Source organism: Teichococcus rhizosphaerae (genome assembly GCF_002631185.1).
Taxonomy (GTDB): domain Bacteria; phylum Pseudomonadota; class Alphaproteobacteria; order Acetobacterales; family Acetobacteraceae; genus Pseudoroseomonas; species Pseudoroseomonas rhizosphaerae.
This window is the reverse complement of record NZ_PDNU01000011.1, coordinates 1-11,378: the sequence shown is the minus strand read 5'-3', so window position 1 is coordinate 11,378 and position 11,378 is coordinate 1. Positions and strand designations below refer to the sequence as shown.

General features: G+C 74.2%; 10 protein-coding genes. 9 read left to right on the top strand and 1 reads right to left on the bottom strand.

The features are described from left to right. Positions 1-507: 507 nt before the first annotated feature. The 4 genes from CR162_RS08615 to repB all read left to right on the top strand — a co-directional run bounded on the left by CR162_RS08615 (position 508) and on the right by repB (position 5,410). Positions 508-1,563 (top strand): replication initiator protein A, encoded by a 1,056-nt coding sequence (locus CR162_RS08615; protein WP_176559778.1) that lies wholly within the window; start codon positions 508-510, stop codon positions 1,561-1,563. Between the two features lie 193 nt (positions 1,564-1,756). Then, entirely contained in the window at positions 1,757-3,106 is a 1,350-nt protein-coding gene (gene repC / locus CR162_RS08610) for a plasmid replication protein RepC (protein WP_176559777.1), read from the top strand. A 4-nt stretch (positions 3,107-3,110) separates the two neighbouring features. Next, positions 3,111-4,325, top strand: a complete 1,215-nt coding sequence (gene repA / locus CR162_RS08605; protein ID WP_099095140.1) for a plasmid partitioning protein RepA — start codon at positions 3,111-3,113, stop codon at positions 4,323-4,325. Then, positions 4,325-5,410: a plasmid partitioning protein RepB gene (gene repB / locus CR162_RS08600; protein ID WP_099095139.1), complete on the top strand. Its 1,086-nt coding sequence runs from the start codon at positions 4,325-4,327 to the stop codon at positions 5,408-5,410. Before repA ends, repB begins: the two co-directional genes overlap by 1 nt. Here the strand turns inward: repB and CR162_RS08595 are convergent. Beyond that, positions 5,335-5,871 (bottom strand): hypothetical protein, encoded by a 537-nt coding sequence (locus tag CR162_RS08595; protein WP_218014860.1) that lies wholly within the window; start codon positions 5,869-5,871, stop codon positions 5,335-5,337. The genes repB and CR162_RS08595 overlap by 76 nt on opposite strands. A gap of 272 nt (positions 5,872-6,143) precedes the next feature. On the opposite strand from CR162_RS08595, the gene CR162_RS08590 reads away from it, so the two are divergent. The 5 genes from CR162_RS08590 to CR162_RS08570 form a co-directional block, all read left to right on the top strand. Beyond that, the gene (locus CR162_RS08590) at positions 6,144-7,112 is read left to right on the top strand and encodes a tyrosine-type recombinase/integrase (protein ID WP_281254961.1); all 969 of its coding nucleotides are present in this window, start codon (positions 6,144-6,146) and stop codon (positions 7,110-7,112) included. Positions 7,113-7,270: 158 nt separating this feature from the next. Beyond that, the gene (locus tag CR162_RS08585) at positions 7,271-7,879 is read left to right on the top strand and encodes a hypothetical protein (protein WP_141563115.1); all 609 of its coding nucleotides are present in this window, start codon (positions 7,271-7,273) and stop codon (positions 7,877-7,879) included. A gap of 41 nt (positions 7,880-7,920) precedes the next feature. Then, positions 7,921-8,715 carry a segregation/condensation protein A gene (locus CR162_RS08580; protein WP_141563114.1) on the top strand — a complete coding sequence of 265 codons (795 nt, stop codon included), beginning with the start codon at positions 7,921-7,923 and terminating at the stop codon, positions 8,713-8,715. 142 nt (positions 8,716-8,857) lie between these two features. Beyond that, complete coding sequence (locus CR162_RS08575) at positions 8,858-9,385, top strand: PDC sensor domain-containing protein (RefSeq protein ID WP_141563113.1); 528 nt, start codon at positions 8,858-8,860, stop codon at positions 9,383-9,385. A gap of 30 nt (positions 9,386-9,415) precedes the next feature. After that, positions 9,416-11,378: putative bifunctional diguanylate cyclase/phosphodiesterase (locus CR162_RS08570; protein ID WP_141563112.1), on the top strand; the 1,963-nt coding region annotated here is incomplete at its 3' end.

Sequence of the window (11,378 nt, the reverse complement as noted above, 5' to 3'; positions counted from 1 at the left end):
ACCTTGTCTTTTATCGGAACCTTCATCATCTCCCTTTCGCCGCCCGGCGCAGCCCCGTCATCGCGGCGGAATATCGGAGCCGAAACCCCGAACGCGGTGCGGAGGCCACCTTCCGGTGGTCATGTGGCCGGCCTGCCCTGCCCCGCCGGCCGCCGCTGAATCGGGAAAGCGCCCGGTCAGAGTCGGTCGTGCTGGCAAGCCGGCGGCAAAATCGCATTTAGCCTGCGCCTTCCGGCTGGGAAGGCCGCCAGGGAGGGGGAATCGGCCTCCGACTCGTGGGGATGCCCTGCCGGGGCCTGCGATTCGAGGCAGGTGAAACAGCCGGCGCAGATGCGCTTGCAACTGCCCGCACGGGGCAAATCCGCCCCTGCGGCGGGTTTTCGGAGCCAAAACCCCGAATCAAACTCTGTCTTTCGGAGGCGAAACCCCGAACACTGCCCCTCGCGATCCCACGCCACTTGTGCATCCTGCGGTCTGGACCACAGCGGATTTCCCGGCACAACGCGCATGGCACGCCCAGCGACCCCGCAGCAGAGAGGCCCGAGGCGGACCTCCGGCCTGCCCGACCAGCCCTGCGCCTCGCCCGCCACGGGCAAGGCGGGCGGCTCGGCGCGGGCACGCCGCGAGCGGGACCTGACGCCGGACCTGTTCGACAGCCCGCTGCGCGGCAAGGTGCGCGGGCAGCGCAGCGTCATGGCCTACCCCTTCTTCCACCTCGGCAAGACGGCGCCGACGCGGGAGGTGCTGCGCTACGATGACGGGCAGGTGCGGATCGAGGTGGCGCCCGGCCCTTCCGGCATCGCCACCATCTATGACAAGGACCTGATCCTCTACATCGCCTCGCTGATGGCCGAGAAGCTGCGGCGGGGCGAGATGCGGGCCGACGACCCGAAGCCCGACCGCGAGTTCACCTTCACCGCGCACGACTTCTTCCGCGTGGCCGGGCGCGACACCGCCGGCAAGGCCTATGACCGGCTGTTGCAGATGCTGCAGCGGCTGCAGGGCACGCAGGTGCGGACCAACATCGAGATGGCGGGAGAGGGCACGGATGGCGTGTTCTCCTGGATCGACGCGGTGAACACCCGCTACCGCCGCAACGCCCGCAAGGAGAAGGAGCTGGTCAGCGTCTCGGTCACGCTCTGCGCCTGGCTCTATCGCGGCATCCTGAGCGACACGCGCCTGCTCAGCTTCGCAGACGAGTATTTCGACCTCGCCCCCGTCGAGCGCCGCCTCTACGAGATCGCCAAGGCGGAGGATGTGGACGAGACGGGCTGGTCCATCCTGATCGAGGACCTGCATGCGCGCGTCGGCACCCGCGGCCTGCTGCGGCATTTCGGCCAGCTCCTGTCGGAGCTCGAGCAGACGCAGCGGCTGATCGAGTTCGACATCGCCATGCACCGGCCGCCGGCGGAAACGCAGCGGCGCGGCCGGCCGGGCTATGAGGGCACGGTGGTGACCTTCACCGCCCGCCCCCACCCTCCCCTTGCCCGCCGCGCCCTCACCGGGCCGCCCGCGGGCATCGCCCCCGTTCCGGAGGAGGCGCCCGCCGAAGAGGAACCCTGAACACGCAAAACCCCGCTCGGCAAAGCGGGGTTTGCTGAACATACCGAGATGACCGTGGTGGCCTGAACGGGATGCCCTAAGCACTCATCCCTTTAGAACCCCACCACCCTTGGGTCAAGCACGAAACCTGGTTTCGCGGCTGCCGTGCCCTTGCGCCCGTCTCGGTCCATTCTCACCGACAGGAACGGGCAACGTGGAAGCACTGGCATTTCCGCGCGGGGCGAGCTGTGGCCTGCGCAAACTGACCGTCAATCATCTGGCCGCCGCCCGCCTGGCCGGGCGGGCGCAGGGCCTGCCGCCGGGCGTCCGGCACCCCAACCAGCTTCTGGCGGCCCTGCGGCGCGCCGCGCCCCATCTCGGCTGCACGCGGCTGCTGCCGCTGATGGAAACCCTCTTCCGCTGGACCCAGCCGCAGGACTGGGCGCCCGACGCGGCGCCGATCGTCTGGCCGAGCAACGAGGCGCTGGCCCTGGCGCTCGATTGCAGCGAGCGGCATGTCAGCCGCCTGATCGCCGCCGCCATCGAGGCGCGGCTGCTCACCGCCCGGGATGGCACGGACCGCAAGCGGCGGGGGCTGCGGCAGGAGGGTCGCATCCTCTGGGCCTGGGGGCTGGACCTGCGCCCCATGGCCGCGCGCCACGCCGAGTTCGTGGCGGCGGCCGAGGCGGGGGAGCGGGCCCGCCGGCATTGCAGCGCCCTACGGCGGGAGGGGGCCAGGGCCCGCCAGGCGCTGGCGCAGCTCCTGGCGCTGGCCCAGGACCGCCAGATCCCCGCCGCCCCGCTGGCGGCGAAGCTGGAGGAGGCGCGGCGCCTGACCGCGCCGCTCGGCCGCGCCGAGGATCCGGCACGGCTGGAAGCAGCGATCGGCGCCGCGCGGCTGCTGGTGGCGGAGGCGACGTCCTGGCTGGAGCAGGCTGTGGAAAGCGCCGATATGTCAGGCTTGGGCGACGCGGATGTCCGCTCCAATATACCTACGGAATCACCCCACGAACCCGAAGGGATTACCGTAGCGGCTCCGGGAAGGGGAAGGCTTGCGGAGAAGGCGGCGCCCCCCCTCCCCCGTCAGGTCAGCGCGGCGGAGGCGGTGGTGCCGGAGGCGCCGCGCCTGCACCCGGCGGAGCTGGCGCGGCTCGCGCCGAGGCTTGGCGAGCAGGTCCTGAGCCCGCGGCCGGGCTGGGGCGAGATCAGCGAGGCGGCACTTGCCCTGGCACGGCGGCTCGGCATTCCCGCCACGCTCTACGGCGAAGCCTGCCAGGTCCTGGGCCGGCCGGGTGCCGCGGTCGCCATCGGCATCATCTCCACCAAGCCGGAGGGGCATTTCCACAGCGCGGGCCCGGGCGGCTATCTGCGCGGAATGCTGCGGCGGGCACGGGAGGGCGGCCTTTTCCTGGAGCGGAGCCTCTTCGGGCTGCGCGAGAAGGCCGCGAGGGACGGGCGGTTGACGGCCGTCAACTCACATCTTCCCTTCGGCCCGGCTTCCCCCGTGGCGGGCAAAATGCGAGATTGCCCATCATCTGCCCTGACAGCCGCATTTGCGAGTTGAAACCATGAACAGCTTGGCCGGGAACCGCAAGGCGACCGCTGACATCGACAGCATCATCAGCGCCCAGGCGCAGGACCTGTCCGAGAAGCTCCAGGCGCACAGGCTGGAACTGTTTCCCCCGGCGGCGCAGAAGCCCCTGCGCTCCTTCCAGGCGGCGGAGGTCGCCAAGCTGCTGGGGGTGAAGAGCGGCTATCTGCGCAACCTGTCGCTGGAAGGCAAAGGCCCCGCCCCCAGCGTCACCAGCACGGGCCGCCGCTCCTACACCGCCGAGCAGATCCAGGAGCTGCGCGCCTATCTGGAGGAGACCGGCCGCGCCAGCCGCCGCTATGTGCCGCACCGGCGGGGCGGCGAGCACATCCAGGTCATCGCGGTGGTGAACTTCAAGGGGGGCAGCGGCAAGACCACCACCACGGCGCATCTGGCGCAGCACCTGGCATTGACAGGGCACCGGGTGCTGGCGGTGGATCTCGACCCGCAGGCCAGCCTGTCCGCCCTCCACGGCTTCCAGCCGGAATTCGACCTCGGCCCGAACGAGACGCTGCACGCGGCGCTGCGCTACGACACCGAGGCGCGGCCGCTGCGCGAGCTGATCCGGCGCACCAACTTCCCCGGCCTCGACCTCGTGCCGGCCAATATCGAGCTGATGGAGTTCGAGTACGACACGCCCCGCGTGCTGGCGACCCATGAGGGTGGCGCCACGGGCCAGGACTTCTTCACCCGCCTCGACAGCGCCCTGGCGACCGTCGCGGAGGACTACGACATCGTGGTGATCGACTGCCCGCCGCAGCTTGGCTACCTCACCATGGCGGCGCTCTGCGCGGCGACGGCGGTGCTGATCCCGGTCCACCCGCAGATGCTGGACGTGATGTCCATGTGCCAGTTCCTGCTCATGCTGGGCGACGTGCTCGGCCACCTCAAGGCCGCCGGCAGCAGCCTGCGCTATGACTGGCTCCGCTACCTGGTCACCCGCTACGAGCCGAGCGACGGGCCGCAGACCCAAATGGTGGGCTTCATGCGCTCGCTGTTCGGCCCGCATGTGCTGACCCACCCGATGCTGAAGAGCGTCGCCATCGCCGATGCCGGCATCACCAAGCAGACGCTCTACGAGGTGGAGCGCCGCCAGTTCACGCCCGCCACCTATGACCGTGCCCTGGAATGCCTGGACGCGGTGAATGGCGAGATCGAGCAGCTGGTCCACGCGGCCTGGGGGAGGCGCTGATGGCGCGGAAGAACCTGCTCGCGGGCCTCACCGAGCCCAAGTTGACGGCCGTCAACTCCGAGGTGCCCACGCCCCGCCCCGCCGCCTTTCCCTTTGCCGGGCGGGGCGCGGTGGGCGCCGTCACGCGCAGCATCGACGACCTCGCCAGCAAGGCCAACGCGGCGCGCGAGCTGGAGGCGCGGCTGATCTCCGGCCAGGTGATCGTCGAGCTGGACCCCGCCAGCATCGAGGCCTCCTTCATGGCCGACCGCATGGCGCAGGATGACGAGGAATACCGCGTCCTGAAGGACAGCATCGCCCAGGGCGGGCAGGATTCGCCCATCCTGGTCCGGCCGCATCCCGAGCGCCCGGGCCGCTTCCAGGTGGCCTTCGGGCACCGGCGCCTGCGGGCCGCGGCCGAGCTGGGGCGGCCGGTGAGGGCGGTCGTGCGGCCGCTGACGGATCGCGAGCTGGTGCTGGCCCAGGGCCAGGAGAACAGCGCGCGGGCCAATCTCTCCTTCATCGAGCGGGCACGCTTCGCGCACCGGCTGGAGGAGGCCGGCTATGACCGCGAGACGATCATGCTGGCGCTCAGCGCCGACAAGACCACCATCTCCCGCCTGATCACCGTGGTGCAGCGCGTGCCCGCCGCGGTCATCGACGCCATCGGCCCGGCGCCCGGCACCGGGCGCGACCGCTGGGTCGAGCTGGCCGCCGCCTGCCAGCGCAGCCCCCGGGCCGATGGCCTCGCCGCGCGCCTCGACGCCGCCCCGTTCCGCGCCGCGCCCTCCGACGAGCGTTTCCGGCAGGTGATGGCGTGGCTGGAGGAGCCGGAGGACGGGGCAGGGGAGGCGCCCGCCGCGGCGGAGGCGGAGCCGCGCCGGGAGCGGGAGGCGCCGCGCCCCTGGCTGCATTCCAACGGCACCCGGGTGATGAAGGTGAGCGCCACGGAGCGCACCACCCTGCTGGCCATCGACCGCCGCGTGGCGCCGGGCTTCGACGACTTCCTCCTGGAGCAGATGGAGGGCCTCTACTCGCGCTTCCTGTCCGAGGCGAGGCGGTCCCGCAAGGAGGGGCCGCCGCCGAGGAAGCGCGGCGAGGGCTGAGCCGGAGCGGCCCTTCCGGCGGCGTGGAGCAGCGCCGCCGCGAGGGCCACGGCCAGCGCGTCCTCCGCCAGGGCGCGCGCCCAGTCGGTGCCGCTGCGCGTGGTGGCGCCCCGCGCCGCGCGGCCGAGAAGGGTGCCCGTCACCGCCCCGGCCATCCCCGCGAGCATTGCCGCGCGCGGCTCGGCGCCCCGCCCCGCAAGCGCCGCCCCGCCCGCCGCGCCGAGGGCCAGCCGGAAGGCGAAGGAGGGCGGGATGCGGCGGTCGGGGGCGGAAGGCAGCTTGTCGCCCGCCATCTCGCCCAGAGCCGCGGCGGTGGAAAGGGCGCGCGCGCCCGGACCGGAGGGAATCCACCGGGACGGCGCCCGCCCCAGGGCCGCCGCCCAGGTGAGCGCCGCGATGGCGGTCATGCTGCGCATCCCGCCCACGAGGCCGATGCCGAAGGGCAGCCAGAGGCCCTGCATGTGTTCTCCTTTCTCCGCCATGCCGCGCGGCGCTTCCCGCGAGGCCGGGCGCCTGCCGCCCGCTTCCTGAACTCGGCGCGGCAGTCCGGGTTTTCCGGGGCGGAAACAGCGTCCCTGTTACCCGTGATAATCTTCCTTATCGCGGGTGATGGATTTGCCCTGGCCAGCCCGGCGGCGGCGTGGCAGCCTGCCGCGCCATGACGGCATCGCAGCGCGGCCTCCCGCGGCCGGTAGCGGCACCCCCGGAACCGGAGCCGGAAGCGCCTTCCCTGGTGTCCCCGGCACCCCCTCCTCCGGCGGCCACGGGGCAGGGCCGGGCGGCGTGGGCGGCGGCGCAGCGCTATGCCCGGCGCTCCATGGCGCCCGCCACGCTGCGCGCCTACCGGGCGGACTGGCGGCACTACGCCGCCTGGTGCGAGGCGGCGGGGCTGGTTCCCCTTCCGGCCGCGCCCGCCACGGTCGGCGCCTATCTGGCCAGCCTGGCGGAAACCCACGCCCCCACCACCCTGCGCCGCCGCCTCGCCGCGATCGGCCAGATGCACCGCTACAACGGCCTCGGCTGGAATCCTGGGCATCTCGAGATCCGCGCCACGCTGAAGGGCGTGCTGGCCGAGCATGGCCGGCCGCTGCGGCAGGCCGCCGCCATCCGCCTGGCGGAGCTGCGCCGGCTGGTGGAGACCTGCGACGACGGGCCGGCCGGCCGGCGCGACCGTGCCCTGCTGCTGCTGGGCTTCGCGGGCGCCCTGCGGCGGGCCGAGCTGGTGGCGCTCGACGTGGCCGATGTGGTGCCGACGCCCGAGGGGCTGCGCCTGCGGATCCGGCGCAGCAAGACCGACCAGCAGCGCGCGGGTGCGGAGATCGGCATCCCGCGCGGCCGCCACCCGGCCACCTGCCCGGTGCGCGCGGTGGAAGCCTGGCGCGTGGCGCTGGTGCACCGCTCCGGCCCGCTGTTCCGCCGCATCAGCAAGGCGGGCCGCATCGGCCATGACCGGCTCTGGCCGGACGCCGTGCGCTTCCTGCTGCTCCGCCGCGCGAGGCTGGCCGGGCTGCGGGTCGAGGGGCCGGAAGGGCTGACGGCGCATGGCCTGCGCGCCGGCTTCATCACCGAGGCCTATGACCGGGGCATCCGGGACGAGGACATCATGCGCCACAGCCGGCACCGGGATCTGCGCACCATGCGGGGCTATGTGCGGCGCGCCCGGCTGGTGGGCGAGAGCCCGGCGGGGCTGGTCGGGCTGTGAGCGGGTTCCGCTTCCCCTGGGACGAGCTTTCCGGGGACGAGGCGCCAAGGGGGGCGGCGCGCCAGGCCGCGCGGGTCCGGGCGCCGCGCCGGCCGCGTGGCCGCCCGCCCGCCGCGGAGGGGCTGGGCCGGGGCGGCGGCGGCGCGGCTGCCGGAAGCATGGCTGCCGGAAGCGAGGGAAGCGAGGGCGGTTGCGGCGTGGCGGTGGAGCACGCCGACTGGGTGGCGGGCGAGCTTTCCGTGCAGGGCCCCGCCGCCGAGGCCGCCCGCCTGGCCGGGGCCGCGGCGGGGGCCGGGGTCATCCCGTGGCGGCTCGATCACGCGGCCATGGAGGAGGACCTGTTCCACCGCCTGGCCGCCCGCTACCCGCGCACGGGCCGGCTGTCGCTGGAAGGCTGCCGGGCCTTTGCGGCGCAGTTCCGCGAGAAGGTGGAGGACCGTCACCGGCGGGCGCTCGCGGCTGTCGGCGTGAGCCGCGCCTGCTGCCTCGACCTGCACGCCCTGCTGCCGGTGCCGCCCGAGGTCCTGGCGCTGGGGCCGGCGCATCCCGCGGCGCGGCGCTGGCTGCGGGCGCATTGGGGCACCACGGAGCTGCGGCGGGTGGTTCGGCTGCCGGCGGGCCGGGGCGGGCGGCGGCCGCCCGGCGAGGCGCTGCTGCGCTTCGGCTTCTTCGCCGCCGGCGCGCTGCCCTTCGCGGCGGTGCGGCGGCTGGAGCGGCAATGGCCCGCGCTGCGGCTGGCGCTCCGCCCGGCCGGCGGCGCGGGGTGAGGCCCGCGCCCGCGCCCAAGCCGGCGCCGGAGGCGGCCGCCATGCCCGTCCTGCGGCTTGACGGCTTCGAGGGGCCGCTCGACCTGCTGCTGGACCTCGCCCGCGCCCAGCGCGTGGACCTGGCGCGGATCAGCATCGGCGCGCTGGTGGAGCAGTACCTGGCGCTGCTGGCGCTGCCGGGCAGTGCCGCCAGCCTCGCCCAGCGCGGCGACTGGCTGGTGGCGGCGAGCTGGCTCACCCTGCTGAAGTCGCGGCTGCTGCTTCCCGCCGCCACGCCGGAGGCGGGGGAAGGGCGGCGGGACGCCGCCCGGCTCCGCGACGGGCTCCGGCAGGCGGCGCGCCGCGCCGAGGCCCGCGTCCAGGCGCTCGCCCTGGCGCGCTGGCTGGAGGCGCGGCCGCAGCTCGGGGCGGAGATCCACGCGCGGGGCCAGGGCGCGGCGGAAGCCGCCGGCGGCACCGGCCTAGGCGACCTGCTGGACCTCCTGCTGGCCTGCTTCGACGTCTATGACGCGCCAGCCGGAAGGGTGCCGGCGCTGTCCTATGCCCCGCCCGGCCGCGACACCCTGGCGCTGGCCGAGGCGCTCGCCCGGCTCGGGCGCCGGCTGGAGGCGACGCCCGGCGGGAGCCTCCGCCTTGACCGGCCGCCGCCGGAGGAGCTGGCCGCGCCGCCGCTCCGCCGCCGCTCGGCGGTGGCCAGCACCTTCCTGGCCGCGCTGGAGCTGGCCCGGCAGGGCCGCGCCGGGCTGCGGCAGGAGCAGGGCTTCGGCGCGCTGTGGCTGACGGGGCGGGCGAAGGCCGGGGCTTTCCCGGCGCTGGCCGGCAAAGGCGCCGCCTGAAGGGCGGGGGGGCGGTGCCCGGAACTGCGGCACGGGGAATTTTTCAAGAATTTCAACATCATGGCCGCGCCGCGCGGTGATTTTGATTTGGCATCGGAGGCGTTTTCCGTCAGCATCGGGAGCCAGTGCGGGAACCTTGTGCGTGAGCTTTCTTGTTCGTCTGCTGCTTCTGGCCGGCATGAGCGCCCTGCCTCCGGCGCTTCTGGAAGCCTGGCGCAGCACGGAGCACCGCCGGGAACACCTTTCCGAAGGGCCGGAACGGGCGTTGCGGCTGGCGCAGCTCGCCGCCGCGGAGCAGCGGCGCATCGTGGAGGGCGCGCGGCAGCTCCTCACCGTGCTGTCGATGCTGCCCATCATCCAGGAACGCGACGAGGCGCGTTGCGGCCCGACGCTGGCGCGGCTGCGGGACGAGTTCCCGGTCTACACGGTGCTCGGCGCCGCCGGGCCGGACGGCGTCATCTGGTGCAGCAGCACGCGCCCCGGCACCGACATCTCCGACCGCCCGGGCTTCCGGCGCGCGGCGGAGACGGGCCGCTTCGCCGTGGGCGGCTACGTGGTGGGGCGCGTCACGGCGCGGCGCACGCTGAACCTGTCCATGCCCTTCCATGATGGGGAAGGGCGGCTGGCGGGGGTGGTGAACGCCGGGCTGGACCTCGACCGGCTGGCGTAGGACCTCGCCAGGACGAGGCTGCCGCCCGGCATGACCCTGACCCTGGCCGACCCGGACGGGACCGTGCTGGTGGACCTGCCGGCCCGGCGGCATGTCGGCCAGCCGCTGCCCGAAAGGCTGCGGCCGCTGCTCGAGGCCCGCGCGTCCGGCGTGACGGACACGGAATGGCTGGATGGCGCCCGGCAGGTGGTGGGCTACGTTCCGACCGCCGGCCAGGCCGGCATGCCCTTCCTGGTCGCCAGCGGCCTCGACCATGGCCGCTTCGTCGCCGATGCCGACCGCCAGGCGCCCTCCCTCGCCATCTCCGCCCTGGTGGTGGTGGCCGCGCTGCTGGCGGCCTGGTTCTTCGCCACCCGCCACATCCGCCGGCCCATCGCCCGCCTGGCCGCGGTGGCCGAGCACTGGCGCCGGGGCGACATGACGGCGCGGGCCGGGCGGATCGACCGGGATTTGGAGATCAGCCGGCTCGGCCTGACCTTCGACGCCATGGCCGAGGCCGTGGCCGAGCGCGAGCGGCGCATCACCGACATCCTGGAAAGCACCACCGACGGCGTCTGGGCCTTCGACCGGAACTGGCGCGTGACCTTCCTCAACCGCCACGCCCGCAGCCGGATGGAGGGGTATGACCTGATCGGGCGGAACGTGCTGGAGGTGTTCCCCGACCTCGCCGCCGGGCCCCTGGGGGCGGCGTTGACGCGCACCATGGAGGAGCGCGTTCCCACCCAGGCCACCTTCTTCTACGAGCCGGTGGCCGGGCATTTCGAGGCGAACAGTTTTCCCGCCCGGGATGGCGGCCTCACGATGTTCACCCGCGACGTGACGGAGGAGAAGCGAGCGCGCGAGGCGCTGCTGCACCTGGCCTATCACGACCCGCTGACCGGGCTGCCCAACCGCGCCCGCTTCAACGAGATCGCCCGGGAGGGGGAGGCGGGGCAGCCGCCCGCGGCGCTGATGCTGCTCGACCTCGACGGCTTCAAGCACGTGAACAACCGGCTGGGCCACACCGCGGGCGACGCGGTGCTGCGCGACGGCGCGGCGCGGCTCGCCACCCGGCTGGCCGGGCGCGGCCACCTCGCCCGCCTCGGCGGCGACGAGTTCGCGGTGCTGCTGTTCGGGGAGGCGGCGGCGGGCGCGGAGGCGATCGCGCGCGAGCTGCAATCCGCGCTGGAGCGCCCGCCCTTCGCGGTGAAGGGGCGGCGGTCGCGGGTCACCGCCAGCGTCGGGCTCGCCCATGCGGCGCCGGGCCAGCCGGCCGGGCCCGAGGCGCTGCTCGCCAATGCCGACCTCGCGCTCCGCCGGGCCAAGGCGGCGGGGGGCGGCGCCTGCCACGTCTTCAGCGAGGCGGACCGGGCGGACTACGAGGCGCGGCGGCGGCTCGACGAGGAGATCGGCCGGGCGGCCGAGCAGGAGGAGTTCGAGCTGCACTACCAGCCGCAGGCGCGCCTCTCGGACGGCGCGCTGGTCGGGGCGGAGGCGCTGATCCGCTGGCGGCACCCGGAGCGCGGGCTGCTCGGCCCCGCCGCCTTCCTCGAGGCGCTGGAGAACAGCCGCCACGCGCTGCGGGTGGGCAACTGGATCATCGGCGAGGCCTGCCGCCACGCCGCCCTTTGCCGCGCGGCGGGGCTGGAGCTGCGCATGGGGGTGAACCTGTTCGGCGAGCAGCTGGCGGGGGGCGGCCTCGTCGGCACGGTGGGGGCGGCGCTGGCCGCGCACGGCCTGCCGCCCGGGGCGCTGGAGCTGGAGCTGACCGAGAACATCGCGCTGCGCCAGGACAGGGTGGAGATGCTGGCGCCGCTGCGGCAGCTGCGCGCCTGGGGCGTGGGCATCGCCTTCGACGATTTCGGGACCGGCTACGCCTCCCTGACCACGCTGCAGAGCTTTCCCGTGACGCGGCTGAAGATCGACCGCAGCTTCATCTCCGGCCTGCCGCAGGACGCGCATGACGCGGCCATCGTCGAGGCGGTGCTGGAGCTGGCGCGGCGGTTCGGGCTGG

Bases quoted from the DNA above. Each gene is read 5' to 3' on its own strand.
- CR162_RS08615 (WP_176559778.1), top strand. From the start codon at position 508: ATGGCACGCCCAGCGACCCCGCAGCAGAGAGGCCCGAGGCGGACCTCC.
- repA (WP_099095140.1), top strand. From the start codon at position 3,111: ATGAACAGCTTGGCCGGGAACCGCAAGGCGACCGCTGACATCGACAGC.
- repB (WP_099095139.1), top strand. From the start codon at position 4,325: ATGGCGCGGAAGAACCTGCTCGCGGGCCTCACCGAGCCCAAGTTGACG.
- CR162_RS08595 (WP_218014860.1), bottom strand. From the start codon at position 5,871: ATGCAGGGCCTCTGGCTGCCCTTCGGCATCGGCCTCGTGGGCGGGATG.
- CR162_RS08585 (WP_141563115.1), top strand. From the start codon at position 7,271: ATGGCTGCCGGAAGCGAGGGAAGCGAGGGCGGTTGCGGCGTGGCGGTG.
- CR162_RS08580 (WP_141563114.1), top strand. From the start codon at position 7,921: ATGCCCGTCCTGCGGCTTGACGGCTTCGAGGGGCCGCTCGACCTGCTG.